The following is a 16,950-nucleotide window of genomic DNA, read 5'->3' on the forward strand; positions in this document are numbered from 1 at the left end:
GCATGCGACGGATCGGTGTGCTGGGCGGGATGAGCTGGGAGTCGACGGCGGAGTACTACCGCCTGCTCAACGAGATCGCCGCGAAGCGGCTCGGCGGGCTGCACTCGGCGGATCTGCTCGTACGGTCGGTGGACTTCGCCGAGATCGAGGAGATGCAGGCCGGAGGTGAGTGGGAGCGGGCGGGGCAGCGGCTCGCCGAGGAGGCAGCCACGCTCAACGAGGCCGGGGCCGAGGTGATCGTGCTGGCGACCAACACGATGCACAAGGTGGCGGGGGCGTTGGAGGAGACGTACGGGGATCGCTTCCTGCACCTCGGCGACACGACTGCGGCCGCGGTCGAGGCAGCCGGGGTCGGGCGCGTGGGACTGCTCGGCACCGGGTTCACGATGTCGCAGCCGTTCTATGCCGACCGGCTCCGCGGCCACGGTCTCGCGGTCACCGTTCCCGTCGAGCGTGACCAGGAGACGGTGCACCGGATCATCTACGAGGAGCTGTGCCTGGGGACGTTCCAGGACAGCTCTCGGCAGGCGTACCTCGAGGTCATCGACCGGCTCGTCGCCGACGGTTGCGAGGGCGTCGTCCTCGGGTGCACCGAGATCGAGCTGCTGCTACCGATGGAGACGTACGCGGGTGTGCCGCTGTTTCCGACGACCCGGCTGCACTGCGAGGCCGCGATCGAGGCGGCGCTCAGCCCCGGGATCAGCCCCCGAGATCAGCGCTGCGGCCACTCCTCGGCGAGGAGCGCGTAGGAGAGGCCGTCGAGCCAGCCGCGGGTGCGGTGCAGGGAGTCCTTGATCGCGTGGGACTCGCGGCGCATCCCGAGGCGCTCCATGAGCCGCCAGGAGGCCTCGTTGTCGGCGAAGCACTCCGCGACGACGCGTCGCAGACCCAGGGGGCCGAAGCAGACGCCCAGCAGGGCGCGTACGGCCTCGGTGGCGTAGCCGTTGCCCTGATGGGCGGGGGCGATGGTCCAGCCGAGCTCGGCCTGGGTGCCGTTGCCCTGCTCGCGCACCTCGGTCTGTGACCAGGGGTCGGTGATCAGCAGCATGAGGTCGCCGACGATGGCGCCGTCGTGCTCGATCACCAGACTGGACTCGAGGACGTCGGGGCGCTCGAAGACCTTGCGATAGGCGTCGATGTCGGAGAAGGCGCTCGTCACCCATTCGGACACCTCGGGAAGACTCCGGAAGGCCCAGGTCGGCTCGATGTCGGCGAGAGTCATCCGACGGATCACGAGCCGTTCGGTGCGCAGCGGCCACTCGGCCTTCCCCAGCAGATCAGGGCGGGTGTCGATCATGTGCCAACCTTGGCATCAACCGGATCCAGGACGCCACCGAGTTCTTCGGGACCGAGCTCATCGGGGAGGGCGTCGTGGCGTACGACCAGGGAGGTGACCGCGCGGGTGAGGCAGACGTAGAGGCGGCGCAGTCCGGTGGCACGGTCCGGCTCACCGGCGACGATCGCCGTCGGGTCGGAGACGACCACGTGGTCGAACTCGAGCCCCTTCGCCAGCGAGGCGGGGACCAGGTCGAGATGGGCGTCGAACTCGGTCTCCTCGTCGGCGGGCACCCCTATCTCGGCATAGGCGAGCGCCGCCTCGGTCAGCTCGGCGCGCACCTCCGCCAGCGAGGCGTCAGGCACGATCAGCCCCACCGAGCCAGGGCGTCCCAGGGCGTCCTCGAGCGCCGCCACCACCGACGAGGTCGTGAAGGTGAGGTCGCCGCGCGCCCGGCGCACCGCGACCGGCGGCTCCAGGTCGGGAGCGATGTGGGGGAGGAGCCGGGCGGCGTACGCGATCACGTCGGCCGGCACCCGGAAGCCGCGGGTCAGCTGCTCGACATGTCCGTCGGGCTTGCCCAGGTGCGTCAGCGCGTCGGTCCAGGACGACGATGCCCACGGCGTGGTCGCCTGGGCGAGGTCGCCGAGGATCGTCAGGGACCCCGTGGTCGAGCGGCGGCCGAGGGCGCGCAGCATCATCGCGGAGAGGTCCTGGGCCTCGTCGGCGACGATGTGGGCCACCGACGGTGTCCGGTCGAGCAGGTCGGCGATCTCGTCGAGGAGCACCAGGTCGGCCAGCGACCAGCGCGCCGCGCCGGCCGACCGGGGCGGCTTCGCCCACAGCAGCGTCTCCTGCTCCGACTCCGAGAGCAGCCCGTCAGCGACCTCCGCCAGCCAGGTCGCGTCGGTGAACAGCCGGAAGAGCACCTTCGCCGGTTTGAGGTCCGGCCACAGCACGGCCGCGTAGTCCTTGACCGGCTTGGCCCGCGCCACCGCGTCGTGCACCCGGTCGTCGGGTGAGTCACCCGACCGCTCCATCTGCACCAGCACCCGGTGGGCCAGCGCGCGCGGCAGGAGCGCCCGGCCCGCGGCGTACCGCAGATCGTTGGCGCGCAGCCCCTCCAGCGCCTCGCGCGCCTCGTAGGTGGGCACCCGCCACCGCCGCGAGCCGCGCGGGACGACCAAGGCCTCCTCCGGTTCACCGACATGCGACCAGACCGCCCGGTGGAGCACCTCGGCCATGCGTACGTCGCCCTTCAGCGTCGCCACCGAAGCGGGCTCCTCCGCCCGAAGGGCGCCGTGGCTCTGCCCATTCTTGGTGACCAGCTCCTCGATCGTCGCCTGCTTGGCCTCGATCTCGCCGAGGGCGGGGAGCACGTCGCGGATGTAGCGCAGGAACGAGGCGTTGGGGCCGACGATGAGGACCCCTCGACGGGTCAGCTGGTCGCGGTGCGCGTAGAGAAGGTACGCCGCGCGGTGCAGCCCCACCGCGGTCTTCCCGGTGCCGGGCGCACCCTGCACGACGATCGTCTGCGAGAGGTCGGCACGGACCAGGACATCCTGCTCGGGCTGGATGGTGGCGACGATGTCGCGCATCGGTCCCACGCGGGGCCGCTCGATCTCGGCCTCGAGGAGCGCCGAGTGCTCCTGCTGCTCGGGTCCGCCGTCGATCAGCGACTCGTCCTCGAACGCCGTCAGCTCGCCGTGGGAGAACCCGTAACGACGCCTTCGCGCCAGCCCCATCGGCTCGGTCCGCGACGCCCGATAGAACGGGACGCTGACCGGAGCGCGCCAGTCGACCACCATCGGGTCGCCCGCGCTGTCGGAGATGTGCCGCCGGCCGATGTGGCTCTGCTCGATCAGGGGCTCCGCCCCGGGCTCACCACCCACCGCAGCGGCCCGGTCGATGCGACCGAAGAAGAGGGGCACCTCCGGGTCGTCGGCGAGCTGCTCGAGACGTCGGGCGAGGGTGGCGTCCAGGATCTCGGCGCTGACCCAGTTGCCGGCCGTGGAGGAGTCCAGCGACTCCACCCGCCGCCGCATCCGGGCCAGGTCCCGCCGGGAGGCGGCCAGATGCTCGCGCTCGGCGTCGAGATCGTCGAGACCGTCGGGGGAGTGGGTCCCGTCTATGGGCATGGCTGGTTCATCGCTTCTCCGTCGGCGGCAGGGTTCGCTGGGGGCGCAGGGTCAAAGGCTCCAACATAGGCGACCGCGGATCCGGTGCCCAACAGGTTTATCCGGACCTGCGTTGGGCACCGGGATGCAACAATTGGCGCGTGAGCCTGTTCGATCGCTTCCGACGCCGCAAGACGCGCATGAGCCGTCCGACAGGCGAGAGCTACACCGGATCCACAAGGGTGCGCGCCGCGGACTCCACCGACCAGAAGCATCTCGAGCAGTTCGTCACGACCCGGCGCGGTGTCGAGGGGTTCGTCGAGCCGCGCACCGTCGTCAGCGAGGTGACGCTGCTGCTGGTCGCGCACGACGGCGAGTGGACCAGGCGGCGCGTGCCGTCGCCGCAGTGGGCGCACAAGTTCGCCAATCAGCACCAGGTCCCGTCCTACGACGCGGCGGTGGTCGGCGTACCGCAGCGGATGCGCGACTACAACCGGCGCCAGAAGCAGCAGGGCAAGTAGGCGCCGAGTCGGAACTCGGTCGAAACTGTCGGCGCCCGCGTCTAGTCTTTGCCGACGTGGGTGAAGACCTGATGATCTCCGCGCGCGGGCTGCGCAAGTCCTTCGGCGACTTCGAGGCGGTGCGCGGCATCGACGTGACGGTGCGGCCAGGCGTGGCCTTCGGTTTCCTGGGGCCCAACGGCGCCGGCAAGTCCTCGACGATGCGGATGATCTGCTGCGTCTCGCCGCCGAGCGCGGGTGAGCTGCGGGTCTTCGGGATGGATCCGGCCAAGGACGGGCCGAAGATCAAGGCGCGTCTGGGGGTGTGCCCGCAGGAGGACACCCTCGACGTCGAGCTCAACGTCTACGACAACCTCTACGTCTACGGCCGCTACTTCGGGCTCCCGAGAGCCGAGGTGAAGGGCCGGATCGAGGAGCTGCTCGACTTCGTCCAGCTCACCGACAAGGCCAGGGCGAAGGTCGATGACCTCTCCGGCGGCATGAAGCGACGCCTCACCATCGCCCGGAGCCTGATCAACCGGCCCGAGATCCTGGTCCTCGACGAGCCGACCACGGGGCTGGACCCGCAGGCCCGCCACGTCATCTGGGACCGGCTGTTCCGGCTCAAGCAGGCGGGCGTGACCCTGCTGCTGACCACCCATTACATGGACGAGGCCGAGCAGCTGTGCGATGAGCTCGTGGTCATGGACCAGGGCCGGATCGTGGCCCACGGCACGCCTCTGGGGCTGATCCAGGAGCACTCCACCCGTGAGGTCGCCGAGCTGCGCTTCGGCGTCGGCGAGCACGAGGCACTGGCCGCCAAGGTGGAGGACCTCGCCGAGCGGATCGAGGTGCTGCCCGACCGGCTGCTGCTCTACAGCGACGACGGCGAGTCGGTCATCGAGGCCGTCCACAGCCGTGGCCTGGCGCCGGTGGCCACCCTGGTGCGGCGCGCGTCGCTGGAGGACGTCTTCCTGCACCTCACCGGTCGGACGCTGGTCGACTGATGGTCGACTACGCCGGTTCGGGGCCGGCCACCCCGCCGACCGCGCCCTCGGGGCTGGTCTCCGGTGCGCTGAGGATGGGCGACTACTGGCTCACCGTCCTGGCGCGCACCTGGAAGGGCGGGGTGATCACGACCTTCGTGACGCCGTTCTTCTACGTGCTGGCGCTGGGTGTGCTGCTCGGTGGCTTCGTTGAGGCCGACCCGACCACGCTGGAAGGCGCCGACTCCTATCTGGCGTTCGTCGCGCCGGGCATGGTCGCCGCCCATGCGATGACGATCGCCTTCTCCGAGATGACCTATCCCGTCTACGGGATGGTCAAGTGGCAGCGGATCTACTTCTCGATGATCGCCTCGCCGCTGACCGCCGCCCACATAGTGCTGGCCCAGATGGGCTTCCTGATGCTGCGTACGCTGTTCGCCTGCGGTGTCTTCCTGCTGGTGCTGACCCCGTTCGGGGTCTTCGAGACGTGGTGGGGCGTGCTCGTGGCGTGGCTGGTCCAGGGGCTGGTGGTGCTGGCCTTCGGCACGCCGGTGATGCTGTTCTCGCTCTCGATCAAGGGCGAGGAGTCCTTCGCGCTGATCTTCCGGCTGGGGATGATCCCGCTGACCCTCTTCTCCGGCACCTTCTTCCCCGTCGCCAACCTCGGTCCGGTGCTGGAGAAGATCGCGATGGCCTCGCCGCTGTGGCAAGGCGTGAACCTCACCCGGATGCTCGCGCTGGGGGAGATCGACTGGGCCCTGGCCGCGATTCACGTCGGCTATCTCGGCGTGCTCGCGGGGGTGTGCTGGTGGCTGGCGGTGCGCCGGCTGGGCGAGAGGCTGGTGTCCTGACATGGCGCTCTTCAACGCTGCCCTGGGGACCACGGTCGCCCGGCCGCTGCGAGGCGGCGAGGCCGCTCGGATGCTGCTGTGGCGCAACATCCTGGTCTACCGGCGCGCCTGGCTGGTGTTCATCACCGGGTTCCTGGAGCCGGTCTTCTACCTGTTCTCGATCGGCATCGGCGTGGGCGCGATGGTCGTCGGCTTCGAGTACGCCGGGAAGCCGGTCGACTATCGCGAGTTCGTCGCTCCAGGAATGATCGCGGCCTCGGCGATGAACGGGGCGCTGCTGGATGCGACCTTCAACTTCTTCTTCAAGCTGAAGTACAACAAGCTCTACGACCAGATGCTGGCAACGCCGCTGCGCACCGCCGACATCGCGATCGGCGAGATCCTCTGGAACCAGCTGCGCAGCGGGATCTACGTGACCGCCTTCCTGCTGATCATGGTGGCGATGGACCTGGTCCACTCGTGGTGGGCGCTCCTGGTGGTGCCGGCCGCGCTGCTCATCGGGTCGGCCTTCGGAGCCGTGGGCATGGCCCTGACGACCTACATGAGCTCCTGGCAGGACTTCGAGAAGGTCACCCTCGCGATGATGCCGATGTTCCTGTTCAGCGCCACGTTCTTCCCGATCACGGCCTACCCTGAGTGGCTGCGCTGGATCGTGGAGTTCACCCCGCTCTACCGCGGTGTCGTGCTGTGCCGGGAGCTGACGCTCGGGGTGCCGTCCTGGGGATCGCTGGTCTCGGTGGTCTACCTGCTGGCGTTCGGCGCGATCGGGCTCGTGGTCGTGCGACGGCGGCTTGACTCCCTACTCCTCACCTGAGCGGCAGCAACTCGCGTCTCAAGGGCAGGATCTCCCTCGTGACGGCCTCGGTGGACCGTCAAGATTGACGTATGACATATGAGGCGCCTGCCGAAGTGGAGCTCGAGACGATCGAGCCCGACACCAAGGACTGGACCTGGGTCCTCGATCGGCCCTGCCCAGAGTGCGGCTTCGTCGCCGGCGCGGTGACCGCGGACCGGCTCCCCGAGATCGTGCGGGACAACGCGACCTACTGGGAGGTCCACCTCGCCGCCGACAATGCGCGCGACCGCACTCGGCCCGGGGTCTGGTCGGCGTTGGAGTACGCCGCACACGTACGCGACGTCCACCGCATCTTCGGCGAGCGGGTGCGGCAGATGCTGACCGAGGACGAGCCGCGGTTCGCCAACTGGGACCAGGACGCGGCCGCTGTCGAGGGCGACTACGCCGGCCAGGACCCGGCGGTCGTGGCCGAGGAGCTGATGGACGCCGCCGACGAGGTGGCCACGATCTACGAGAAGGTCCCGCCGGACGCGTGGGGCCGTCGCGGGACGCGTTCCAACGGCGACGTGTTCAGCGTCGAGTCGCTGGGCCGCTACCACCTCCACGACGTCGTCCACCACCTGTGGGACGTACGCGCGGCAGCCAAGCGGGCGACGGTCGCCGCCTACGACGCCAGCGTCGCGACGTACGTCGAGAGCAGCTCGTTCTCCGAGGAGAACCGTTCTCTCCTCGACCGGTTCCTCGCCGAGCTCGAGCCGGGCGACCACGTCCTCGAGATCGGCACCGGGCCCGGCCACGACGCGAAGGCCCTCGAAGCCGGGGGAGTGCGGGTGCGGCGTACCGACATCAGCGAGGGGTTCGTGGCGCACCTGCGGACGCAGGGCCACGCCGCGGCCTGCCTGGACCCGCTGACCGACGACTTGCGTGATCCGGTCCACCCCGATGTCCCCTACGCCGCGGTCTGGGCCTCGGCGACGCTGCTGCACGTGGCCCGCGACGACTTCGGGACCGTGCTCGGCAGGCTGGCCGAGGTCACCCGTCCTGGCGGTGCGCTGCACGTGTCGCTGAAGGAGGGCGAGGGAGAGGAATGGATCAACCGCGGCCACGTCGAGGCTCCCCGTCTCTTCGTCTACTGGCGTGAGTCAGAGCTCCGGGCGGCGCTGGACCGGGCAGGCTGGGACGTGCTCGAGGTCGGGCATGCCGACGGACCCCTCGGGGACGTCTGGCTCGATGTCCTCGCCCGTCGGCGCGGCTGACAGTGGCTGAGTAGCATTCGGGGCGATGAGGCACACGGAGTTCTGGTCCCGGATGGAAGACGCGCTCGGCGCGGGCTATGCGCGTGCGTGGGCGCGCCAGTTCGTGATGGGCGAGCTGGGCGGGCGCACCGCGCAGGAAGCGCTCGACGACGGGGTTCCGCCCAAGGAGGTCTGGGCCGCGGTCTGGAAGACCCTGGAGCTGCCGGCGCGGGAGCGGTGAGATGACCTCGGGCCTCGCTGCTCCGCGCTCGACGGCGGCGGTCCAGAAGCGCACCATCCTCACCCTGGTCGCCACCCAGGCGGTCGGCGCGATGGGCATCACCATCGGCATCGCGACCGCCTCCCTGCTGGCGCGTGACCTGTCCGGCTCGGAGTCGATGGCGGGCCTCTCCCAGACGACCCAGGTCCTGGGCGCCGCGGTGGCCGCGTACGTCCTGGGGCGGGTGATGGACGCCCGCGGGCGCCGGGTCGGGCTGCTGGCGGGCTATCTGCTCGGTGCGGCCGGGGGCCTGCTGGCTGTCCTGGCGGGCGTGGTCGGCTCGATGACGCTGCTGCTGGTCGGCGCGGTGCTGCTGGGCGCGACCACCGCGGCGAACAACGGCGCCCGCTACGCGGCCACCGACCTGGCTCCTGCGACCAGCCGCGCGCGAGCGCTGTCGGTCGTGGTCTGGGCGACGACGTTCGGCGCGGTCATCGGGCCCAACCTGACCGGGGTCGCCGAGCTCTTCACCGATGCCGTCGGGATCCCGGTGCTCACCGGGCCGTTCGCCCTCGGTTCGGTCGCGATGCTGGCGGCAGCGCTGGTGGTCGGGGTCTTCCTGCGACCGGATCCGCTGCTGGTCGCCCGGGAGGGCGCTCCGCCCGCGGAGGCGCCGAAGGGAACGAGCTGGCGCCGCGCGCTCGCCGTGATCCGGGAGCGTCCCGCGCTCGCAGCGGCGGTGGTCGGACAGGCCGCGGCGCACGCCACGATGGTCGCGGTGATGGTGATGACCCCGCTCCACATGGAGCACGGCGGCGCCGGACTGGAGGTCATCGGGCTGGTGATCAGCGGGCACGTCCTCGGCATGTTCGCCTTCGCTCCGGTCGCGGGCTGGCTCGCCGACCGCGTCGGCCGAGCCGACGTGATGGCGCTCGGCGGCGGGGTGCTCCTGGTTGCCCTGGTGCTGTGCGCCGCGGCGCCGCAGGGCAGCTCCGGGCGGATCTTCGTCGGGCTCTTCCTGCTCGGTCTCGGCTGGTCGCTGGCCACGATCGCGGCAGCCACCTCGGTCGCGGACCACACCCCGCTCGAGGTGCGCGCCGACGTCCAGGGCACCGCCGACCTGATCATGGGCGTCGCCGCTGCCGCCGCGGGAGCCCTGTCCGGGGTCGTCGTCGACGTGGCCGGATATCCAGCGCTCGCGCTCTGCGCGATCGTGCTGGTCGTGGTGCTGTTCGGAGCTGCGTACGTGGGGCGTCGGTCGGCCTGAGACACCTGCGACAGGGCAGGGCCGCTGGCGGCCCTGCCCTGTCGGCATCCTCAGCCGAGGAGCTTCTCCATGGTGTCGATCTCCTTCGTCTGGGACTCGATGATCGTCCCGGCCAGGTCGACCGCGGGTTTGAACCGGCCCTCGTCCTGCTCGGTCTCGGACATCTCGACCGCACCCTCGTGGTGCTCGATCATCATCTCCAGCCACATGTTCCGGAACTCGGCGTCGGAGGCGTTCTCGAGGGCGTCCATCTCCTCGGCAGACATCATGCCGGGCATGTCCTGATCCATGCCCTCCATCGAGTCGGACATGCTGCTGTCCTCGCCGCCGTGGCCCTCGTGTCCGCCGTTGACGTGGTCGCGCATGGTCGACGGCACCTCTTCGCCCCACTCCTGGAGCCAGCCGGACATGGTCTCGATCTCGGGGCTCTGGGCCGCCCGGATCGCGTCCGCGAGCTCCTGGACCTCAGGCTCGAGCTTGCGGTCCGTGGTCAGGTCGACCATAGACATCGCCTGGGCGTGGTGCTGGATCATGTCGGTCGCGAAGGTGACGTCGGCCTTGTTGTGCTCGGTCTCGGAGAGCTCCTGGGGCTTTCCGGCCTCGTCGTCGCCACCGCAGGCGGACAGCGTCAGCAGCACGGCCAGGCCGGCCGCGGCCAGGGTCGAGCGGGGGAGGGTGCGTTGCGTACGCATCTGTTGTTTCTCCTTGTCAGGTGCTGTTTGTGGGCATCACTGACCCAGCTTGGACCGCGGGCGTGGCCCGGGTCGCGGCTGGGTCGAGGCCGCTCAGCACCTGATGACGGAGTAGGCCCACGCAGATGGCGGGCCGGTCGCCAGACGGGTGATCAGGGGCATGGATCCGGCCGTTCGCGACCAGTTGTGGACGCGGCTGAGCCACCAGACAGGCGTACGCCGCCACAACCTGCTCAGGAGCAGCGCGCCCGCGGCGAGCAGGAATGCAGCGCACAGCATCATCGCCGTGTGTTCCCGGTCTCCGGGGCCTCCGGCGTGTCCGGGTGCTCCGGCGCCGGCGTGGCGGGCATGTTCGGCGTGGTCGAGGGCGTGGGTGTGCCCCACGTGGACGGCCGGCAGGCCCAGTGAGGCGTGCTCGCCGTCGGCGCGGCTGCCGTGGAGGCTCAGCGCATGCATGGCCAGCAGGCCGGCGACCGTGACGACGACCGCTGCGAGCAGACCGCCGCGTACGACCATCCCGGTCATCCGCTGCCGTCGTCGTGCTGCCGTCCACACACAGCACACCCTAAGCAGTCGATCACCGGCGGACAAAGCGGGCTCGTGACCCGATCATCGCTTGTGATTCATACCCCTATGGGGTATGAATCATGGTGAAGGGGATTCCGAACGATCGAGCAAGGGAGCGACATGACGTCGCATGACGAGCACCTGCATGCCGGACATGACCACGCAGGACATCAGCACTCGACGCATGAAGGTCATGGCGACCATGCCGGCCATGGCGACCATGGGGGACACGCCGGGCACGGCGGTGGGGTGAACGCCATGGCTGCGAGCGCCACGCTGCACTGCCTCACCGGCTGTGCGATCGGTGAGATCGCCGGGCTGATGATCGGCACCGCGATCGGGCTCAGCACGGGTTGGACGATCGCCCTGGCGGTCTCGCTGGCGTTCGCCTTCGGGTATGCCCTCTCGACCCTCCCGTTGCTCAAGTCGGGCCTGGCCGTCGGTGCGGCGTTCAGCGTGGTGCTCGCGGCCGACACCCTCTCGATCGCGACCATGGAGCTGGTCGACAACCTGGTCATGGCGCTCATCCCCGGGGCCATGGAGGCCGGCCTGGTCAACGTGGTGTTCTGGCTCGCGATGATGATCGCCCTCTCGGTCGCCTTCGTGGCGGCCTTCCCGGTCAATCGATACCTGCTCCAGCGGGGCAAGGGACATGCGCTGACGCACCAGTACCACGGTGCGGCGCCGGTCCAGGAGGGTTTCCGGCGCTACCTTCCCTCGTTCTCGAGCGGTGCCCTGGCTGCAGTGATCGTCGCCTTCATGCTCGGCGGTCTGTCGGTCGCGGTCGCTGACGCGGTCGCCGGCGACCCGACCCCTGCCGAGCAGGTCGAGATGCAGGGTCACTGAGGATCCGGCAGGCTCGACACGCCCGAACAAGTGTTCACATCGAACGCTTGTTCGGGCTACTGTGTGGTGGTAGGTGGAGTGTGTTTCGCGCTTTCGCCCCAGGCAGAACAGGGCTGTGAGACACCGTGCCGGAGGGTCCCGTTCAAAACTGTCGGTGGTCCCGTCTAGCGTCTGCCTTGATGACGACGAAGACACGTGGACAAGCGACAGGCAAGGGGAAGAAGTCTGCCCCTCAGGAAGGAAAGAACATGGCGGCAGGTGACCGCGAGAAGGCATTGGATGCCGCTCTCGCCAACATCGAAAGACAGTTCGGCAAGGGCTCGGTCATGCGGCTGGGCGATGAGACCCGGGCTCCGCTCGAGGTGATCCCGACCGGTTCGATCGCGCTCGACGTGGCGCTGGGTCTGGGCGGCCTGCCTCGCGGGCGGGTCGTGGAGATCTACGGTCCGGAGTCCTCGGGTAAGACGACGGTTGCCCTCCACTCGGTCGCCAGCGCGCAGCGCGCCGGTGGCATCGTGGCCTTCATCGACGCCGAGCACGCGCTCGACCCGGAATACGCGAAGAACCTCGGCGTCGACACCGACGCCCTGCTGGTCTCCCAGCCCGACTCGGGTGAGCAGGCCCTGGAGATCGCCGACATGCTGATCCGTTCGGGCGCGCTCGACCTGATCGTCATCGACTCCGTCGCGGCGCTCGTGCCGCGGGCCGAGATCGAGGGCGAGATGGGCGACAGCCACGTCGGTCTGCAGGCTCGACTGATGAGCCAGGCGCTGCGAAAGATGACCGGAGCGCTCAACAACTCCGGCACGACCGCGATCTTCATCAACCAGCTGCGCGAGAAGATCGGCGTGATGTTCGGCTCGCCCGAGACCACGACCGGTGGTCGCGCGCTGAAGTTCTACTCCTCGGTGCGTCTCGACGTGCGCCGGATCGAGACGCTCAAGGACGGCACCGACATGGTCGGCAACCGCACCCGCGTCAAGGTCGTGAAGAACAAGGTGGCCCCGCCGTTCAAGCAGGCCGAGTTCGACATCATGTACGGGAAGGGCATCTCCCGCGAGGGCGGCCTGATCGACGTCGGTGTCGAGGCCGGCCTGGTCCGCAAGGCCGGCGCTTGGTACACCTACGAGGGTGACCAGCTCGGTCAGGGCAAGGAGAACTCCCGCAACTTCCTCAAGGACAACCCCGATCTGGCCAACGAGCTGGAGAAGCGGATCCTGGAGAAGCTCGGCGTCCTGCCGACGGTCGACGCCCCGGCCGAGGGCGAGGCGGCTCCTGTGGCCGAGCCCGCCGGTGTCGAGGACTTCTAGGTCCACAGGCACCGACTGACCCGTGGCTTCGTCTGAGCGCAACCGTTCGTCCACCCAGGACCCCTGGGTGGACGAACGGCCCGCGCCCGACTGGCTGGGGGACGTGACCCTCGGCGTCGAGGCCTGGGCCGGCAAAGCCCTGTCCTCCCCGTCGGTTGAGCCGGATTCGCGAGGGACGAGCGAATCCGTGTCGAAACCAACACGGTCGCGTCGACGACAGAGCCGCCCCGCGGATCCCGCCGACCCCAAGAACGACCCCGAGCCCGATCACGAGGCGATCGCCCGCAAGATCCTCCTCGACGCCCTGACCGGCCAGGCGCGCAGCCGCAAGGAGCTCGCCGACAAGCTGGAGAAGAAGGAGGTTCCGGCAGCTCTGGCGACCCGGCTGCTGGACCGGTTCGAAGAGGTCGGCCTGATCGACGACGAGGCCTTCGCCAGAGCCTGGATCGCCAGCCGACAGCCGGGCAAGGGCCTGGCCCGACGCGCCCTCGCCCAGGAGCTGCGCCGCAAGGGCATCGACGACGAGGTGGCCCGTGAGGCGCTCGACGAGATCGACCCCGACGACGAGCGCGAGGCGGGCCGGCGGATGGTTCGGCGCAAGCTGCGGTCCCTGGAGCGCTTCGACGATCAGACCAAGACCCGGCGCCTGGTGGGGATGCTCGCCCGCAAGGGATACGGTGCCGGTGTGGCCTTCGCCATCGTCCGCGAGGAGCTCTCGCTCGCCGATGAATATGACGCCGCTGATGTCGTGTCAGAATCCGATCTGTGAGTGAGCAGCAAGAGCGCGAGATCCTGACCTATGAGCTGTTCGGCAGCGCCGTACGCGACGTCGCCCAGCAGGTGGTGGACAGCGATTACGAGCCCGACATCGTGCTCTCGATCGCACGCGGTGGCCTGGCCCTCGGGATGGGCCTGGGCTACGCCCTCGACGTGAAGAACCTGTCCGCGGTCAACGTCGAGTTCTACACCGGCGTCAACGAGCGTCTCGAGGTCCCGATGATGCTCCCGCCGACGCCTGCGGCCGTCGACCTGACCGGGATGAAGGTGCTGATCGCCGACGACGTCGCCGACACCGGCAAGACCCTGGAGATCGTGCACGACTTCTGCGAGGGCCACGTGGCCGAGGCCCGCACCGCGGTGATCTTCGAGAAGCCGTGGACGGTGATCAACGCCGACTACGTCTACAAGAAGACCGACCGCTGGATCGACTTCCCCTGGTCCTCCCAGCCGCCGCTCGTCGACCGCCGCGGCGGTCTGGCCCACTGACCCAGCGGCGTTAACCTGGGTGCATGTTCACGCCGGTCGCCGTTCACACCGGGACACAGCGTCTCGGTGGGGTGACGCGCCCGGGGGAGAGCTGGGCGGCGGCGGCGACGAGGATCGCCGGGCGCCCTGCGTACGCTCTGGACCTCTCCGGAGAGGTGAAGGAGTTCTCCTCCGACCCGATGCCCGTGGTGGCGCTGCGCCCGATGACCCGCGGCGACCTGCCACACCTGATCCGTTGGCTCAACGCGGAGCACGTGCATCGGTGGTATGCCGTCGACGGTGAGCCGACGCCCGAATGGGTGACGGAGAACTACGGGCCCGACATCGACGGCAAGACGCCGGTGACGTTCTGGGTGATCGAGGCCAACGGGCGCTCGATCGGCTTCTGCCAGGACTACCGGATCAGCGCGCAGCCCGACTACGCGCTGCTCACCCCGGACCCGGACGCGATCGGCTTCGACTACGCGATCGGGGAGCCGGCCTTTGTGGGCCGTGGGATCGGTGCGCGGATGGCCTGGGTCTGGCTCACTTCGATCCCGCGTCGCTATCCGGGCGCGACGGCCTGCTTCGCGGCCCCCGACCACCGCAACGCCGCCTCGCTGCGGATGCTCGCCAAGGTCGGCTTCGAGCAGGGCACCTGGTTCGACGAGCCCCAACCCGACGGATCGAAGACCACGATGGTCGGCTGCTCGCTGGATCTGCGACGCGTTCTCGGCTGACGAGCCGCGGGTTGCCCCCTATCGTCAGGGCATGAGCCTTCTTGACGAGCTGCGGCTGCCGGCCGGACCGGTGGACCTGCGGAAGTGCGACACCAACTCCGCGCCGGGTGTCGGCGCCGACAAGGAGACCGGCAGGCAGGTGCTCGCCGAGCTCGGCCCGACGCTGATCGAGCTGCAGACCAAGCTGTTCGCCTCCAAGGAGAGCGACGATCCCAAGCGGGTGCTGCTCGTCCTGCAGGGGATGGACACCTCCGGCAAGGGTGGCGTGCTCAAGCACACCGTCGGGCTCGTCGACCCGGTTGGGGTGAAGATCACCAGCTTCAAGGCACCGACCGAGGACGAGCGGGCACAGGACTTCCTGTGGCGGATCGAGAAGGCGGTGCCGGAGCCCGGCTACCTGGGTGTCTTCGACCGCTCCCACTACGAGGACGTGCTGATCGGCCGCGTCCGCGAGCTCGCCTCCACTGCGGAGATCGAGCGGCGCTACGACGCGATCAACGACTTCGAGAAGCGGCTGGCCGAGGACGGCACCGTCATTCTCAAGTGCATGCTGCACATCTCTCCCCAGGAGCAGAAGAAGCGGCTCCTGGCCCGGCTGGAAGATCCGGCCAAGCACTGGAAATACAATCGGGGCGACCTCGACGAGCGTCAGCTGTGGGACCGCTACCGGGAGGCGTACGAGATTGCGCTGGAGCGCACCAACACCGAGTACGCTCCGTGGTACCTCGTACCGAGCGACAAGAAGTGGTATCGGAACCTGGCCATCGGCGAGCTGCTCCTGGAGACCCTGGACCGGCTCGATCTGGACTGGCCCGCGCCCACCTTCGACGTCGCCGAGGAGAAGAAGCGACTGGAAGAGGACACCATCTCGTGAGTGAGCGCCAGCGAGCGAGCCATCAAGGCATCACGTGGCCGCGTCCGTATTCTGACGCTTGCGCTACGGATGTGGCCGCGTGAGTCTGGAGACGGTGCGGGTGACTCGGTATGTCACCCCGCTCCGGGAGGGCGGCAGCCTGCCCGGGATCGTGGAGGCCGATGATCTCGGCACCTACGTCTGCAAGTTCCGTGGCGCCGGACAGGGGCTTCGGGTGCTGGTCGCCGAAGTGATCGTCACCGGTCTGTGCCGGGCGCTCGACATCCCGACGCCGGACCAGGTCGTGCTCGACCTCGACCCCGAGATCGCGCGCTACGAGGCCGACGAGGAGGTCCAGGACCTCCTCAACGTGAGCTCCGGGCTCAACCTCGGAATCGACTTCCTGGCCGGGGCGTTCGGCTACGACGCCGCCTACTCACCCGACCCGTCGCTGGCCGGCCGGATCCTGTGGCTGGATGCGCTCATCGCCAACGTCGACCGCTCCTGGCGCAACCCCAACATGCTGCTGTGGAACGGCGCGCTCTACGTCATCGACCACGGCGCCTCGCTCTACTTCCACCACGTCTGGCCCGGGGGCGGCGGCGACGCGGCTCGCTACGCGGCCCAGCCGTACGACACCTCCGAGCACATCCTGCGGGCCTACGCCGCCGAGGCGCTCGCTCAGAACGATGACTTGGCCGCGCGGCTCGACGACTCGGTGCTGGAGAACGTGCTCGCCGACGTGCCCGACGAGTGGCTCGAGACCGTCCCCGGCTACGAGACCCCGGAGTCGCTGCGCGAGCGCTACGTCGCGTTCCTGCGGGCCCGCCTCGACGGCGGGCGTCCGTGGCTGCCCGTCGCCGAGCCCGCCCGGGAGGCGTGATGGACGCCTACCAGTACGTCGTGCTCCGCTGCGTACCCCGACCTGAGCGCGAGGAGTTCCTCAACGTCGGCGTCGTCGTCCACTGTCCCGAGCAGAAGTTCCTCGCTGCCCGCTGGGCCCTCGACGAGCTGCGCCTGGCGTCGTTCGCCCCCGACCTCGACCAGTCCCTCGTGCGAGCCGCCCTGGAGTCGGTGGACCTGATCTGCGCGGGTGCCGCCCACGCCGGATTCGGTGCGGGCATCCGCTCCACGGCGTACGGCATCCGCGCCCTCACCGACAACGAGTCGGCACGCTTCGGCCTTCTCAAGGCCCCGAAGAGCACCGTCCTCCAGCCCGGCCCCGTCCACGGCGGCGTCACCTCCGACGCCTCCGCCGAGCTCGACCGGATCTTCGCCCACCAGATCGCCTGACGCCGAGACGTCACCCCCGTCGGCCGAGACGTCAAATGCGTCGGCCGAGTGGGCACTCCGGTGCCCACTCGTCCACGACCTGCTCTTCGAGAACCAGCCCAGCGAGTCCGGCCCGTTCCCCGACGCTGCTGATCTCGTCGACCTGGCCGTCGAGGC

The 16,950-nt window shown here is 69.4% G+C and carries 21 protein-coding genes; 17 read left to right on the forward strand and 4 right to left on the reverse strand.

Annotated elements, in window-relative coordinates; all coding sequences use genetic code 11:
- Positions 1-2: 2 nt before the first annotated feature.
- Entirely contained in the window at positions 3-749 is a 747-nt protein-coding gene (locus ABZZ22_RS00955) for an aspartate/glutamate racemase family protein (protein WP_354925861.1), read from the forward strand.
- Here ABZZ22_RS00955 and ABZZ22_RS00960 read toward each other — a convergent pair.
- Together ABZZ22_RS00960 and ABZZ22_RS00965 are read right to left on the reverse strand one after the other, a co-directional pair.
- Positions 713-1,297, reverse strand: coding sequence for a GNAT family protein (locus ABZZ22_RS00960; protein WP_354925864.1), 585 nt, complete (start codon positions 1,295-1,297; stop codon positions 713-715). The two genes, ABZZ22_RS00955 and ABZZ22_RS00960, sit on opposite strands and share 37 nt — an antisense overlap.
- The gene (locus tag ABZZ22_RS00965; RefSeq protein WP_354925867.1) at positions 1,294-3,414 is read right to left on the reverse strand and encodes an AAA family ATPase; all 2,121 of its coding nucleotides are present in this window, start codon (positions 3,412-3,414) and stop codon (positions 1,294-1,296) included. Before ABZZ22_RS00965 ends, ABZZ22_RS00960 begins: the two co-directional genes overlap by 4 nt.
- 140 nt (positions 3,415-3,554) lie before the next feature.
- On the opposite strand from ABZZ22_RS00965, the gene ABZZ22_RS00970 reads away from it, so the two are divergent.
- The 7 genes from ABZZ22_RS00970 to ABZZ22_RS01000 all read left to right on the forward strand — a co-directional run bounded on the left by ABZZ22_RS00970 (position 3,555) and on the right by ABZZ22_RS01000 (position 9,248).
- Complete coding sequence (locus ABZZ22_RS00970; RefSeq protein WP_354925869.1) at positions 3,555-3,914, forward strand: hypothetical protein; 360 nt, start codon at positions 3,555-3,557, stop codon at positions 3,912-3,914.
- A gap of 71 nt (positions 3,915-3,985) precedes the next feature.
- Positions 3,986-4,900 (forward strand): ABC transporter ATP-binding protein, encoded by a 915-nt coding sequence (locus tag ABZZ22_RS00975; RefSeq protein WP_354925927.1) that lies wholly within the window; start codon positions 3,986-3,988, stop codon positions 4,898-4,900.
- Positions 4,900-5,730 (forward strand): ABC transporter permease, encoded by an 831-nt coding sequence (locus ABZZ22_RS00980; RefSeq protein ID WP_354925871.1) that lies wholly within the window; start codon positions 4,900-4,902, stop codon positions 5,728-5,730. The genes ABZZ22_RS00975 and ABZZ22_RS00980 overlap by 1 nt, the downstream gene beginning before the upstream one ends.
- Before the next feature lies 1 nt (position 5,731).
- On the forward strand, positions 5,732-6,544 hold the full coding sequence (locus tag ABZZ22_RS00985) for an ABC transporter permease (RefSeq protein WP_354925874.1): 813 nt from the start codon (positions 5,732-5,734) through the stop codon (positions 6,542-6,544).
- A gap of 95 nt (positions 6,545-6,639) precedes the next feature.
- On the forward strand, positions 6,640-7,782 hold the full coding sequence (locus ABZZ22_RS00990) for a methyltransferase domain-containing protein (protein ID WP_354925877.1): 1,143 nt from the start codon (positions 6,640-6,642) through the stop codon (positions 7,780-7,782).
- A gap of 25 nt (positions 7,783-7,807) precedes the next feature.
- Positions 7,808-8,002 (forward strand): DUF3046 domain-containing protein, encoded by a 195-nt coding sequence (locus ABZZ22_RS00995; protein WP_354925880.1) that lies wholly within the window; start codon positions 7,808-7,810, stop codon positions 8,000-8,002.
- A gap of 1 nt (position 8,003) precedes the next feature.
- Complete coding sequence (locus ABZZ22_RS01000; protein ID WP_354925883.1) at positions 8,004-9,248, forward strand: MFS transporter; 1,245 nt, start codon at positions 8,004-8,006, stop codon at positions 9,246-9,248.
- Positions 9,249-9,298: 50 nt separating this feature from the next.
- On the opposite strand, the gene ABZZ22_RS01005 is transcribed toward ABZZ22_RS01000, so the two are convergent.
- Both ABZZ22_RS01005 and ABZZ22_RS01010 read right to left on the reverse strand, forming a co-directional pair.
- Positions 9,299-9,940, reverse strand: coding sequence for a DUF305 domain-containing protein (locus tag ABZZ22_RS01005; RefSeq protein WP_354925886.1), 642 nt, complete (start codon positions 9,938-9,940; stop codon positions 9,299-9,301).
- Positions 9,941-10,033: 93 nt separating this feature from the next.
- The gene (locus ABZZ22_RS01010; protein ID WP_354925889.1) at positions 10,034-10,495 is read right to left on the reverse strand and encodes a DUF6153 family protein; all 462 of its coding nucleotides are present in this window, start codon (positions 10,493-10,495) and stop codon (positions 10,034-10,036) included.
- A 142-nt stretch (positions 10,496-10,637) separates the two neighbouring features.
- Between ABZZ22_RS01010 and ABZZ22_RS01015 the strand changes: the two genes are divergently transcribed.
- The 9 genes from ABZZ22_RS01015 to ABZZ22_RS01055 all read left to right on the forward strand — a co-directional run bounded on the left by ABZZ22_RS01015 (position 10,638) and on the right by ABZZ22_RS01055 (position 16,794).
- Positions 10,638-10,760: a hypothetical protein gene (locus ABZZ22_RS01015; protein ID WP_354925892.1), complete on the forward strand. Its 123-nt coding sequence runs from the start codon at positions 10,638-10,640 to the stop codon at positions 10,758-10,760.
- Between the two features lie 5 nt (positions 10,761-10,765).
- Positions 10,766-11,353, forward strand: coding sequence for a DUF4396 domain-containing protein (locus ABZZ22_RS01020; RefSeq protein ID WP_354925895.1), 588 nt, complete (start codon positions 10,766-10,768; stop codon positions 11,351-11,353).
- A gap of 248 nt (positions 11,354-11,601) precedes the next feature.
- Complete coding sequence (gene recA / locus ABZZ22_RS01025; RefSeq protein WP_292650005.1) at positions 11,602-12,663, forward strand: recombinase RecA; 1,062 nt, start codon at positions 11,602-11,604, stop codon at positions 12,661-12,663.
- 187 nt (positions 12,664-12,850) lie between these two features.
- Positions 12,851-13,432 carry a regulatory protein RecX gene (locus ABZZ22_RS01030; RefSeq protein ID WP_354925898.1) on the forward strand — a complete coding sequence of 194 codons (582 nt, stop codon included), beginning with the start codon at positions 12,851-12,853 and terminating at the stop codon, positions 13,430-13,432.
- Complete coding sequence (locus ABZZ22_RS01035; protein WP_354925901.1) at positions 13,429-13,929, forward strand: phosphoribosyltransferase; 501 nt, start codon at positions 13,429-13,431, stop codon at positions 13,927-13,929. Before ABZZ22_RS01030 ends, ABZZ22_RS01035 begins: the two co-directional genes overlap by 4 nt.
- A 23-nt stretch (positions 13,930-13,952) precedes the next feature.
- Entirely contained in the window at positions 13,953-14,648 is a 696-nt protein-coding gene (locus ABZZ22_RS01040) for a GNAT family N-acetyltransferase (RefSeq protein ID WP_354925904.1), read from the forward strand.
- Positions 14,649-14,679: 31 nt separating this feature from the next.
- The gene (locus ABZZ22_RS01045; protein WP_354925907.1) at positions 14,680-15,522 is read left to right on the forward strand and encodes a PPK2 family polyphosphate kinase; all 843 of its coding nucleotides are present in this window, start codon (positions 14,680-14,682) and stop codon (positions 15,520-15,522) included.
- A gap of 79 nt (positions 15,523-15,601) precedes the next feature.
- On the forward strand, positions 15,602-16,384 hold the full coding sequence (locus ABZZ22_RS01050; protein WP_354925910.1) for a HipA family kinase: 783 nt from the start codon (positions 15,602-15,604) through the stop codon (positions 16,382-16,384).
- Positions 16,384-16,794, forward strand: a complete 411-nt coding sequence (locus ABZZ22_RS01055) for a DUF3037 domain-containing protein (protein WP_354925913.1) — start codon at positions 16,384-16,386, stop codon at positions 16,792-16,794. Before ABZZ22_RS01050 ends, ABZZ22_RS01055 begins: the two co-directional genes overlap by 1 nt.
- Positions 16,795-16,950 lie beyond the last annotated feature (156 nt).

Origin of the sequence: Nocardioides sp. NPDC006273, from assembly GCF_040613495.1 — a bacterium.
GTDB lineage: Bacteria > Actinomycetota > Actinomycetes > Propionibacteriales > Nocardioidaceae > Nocardioides.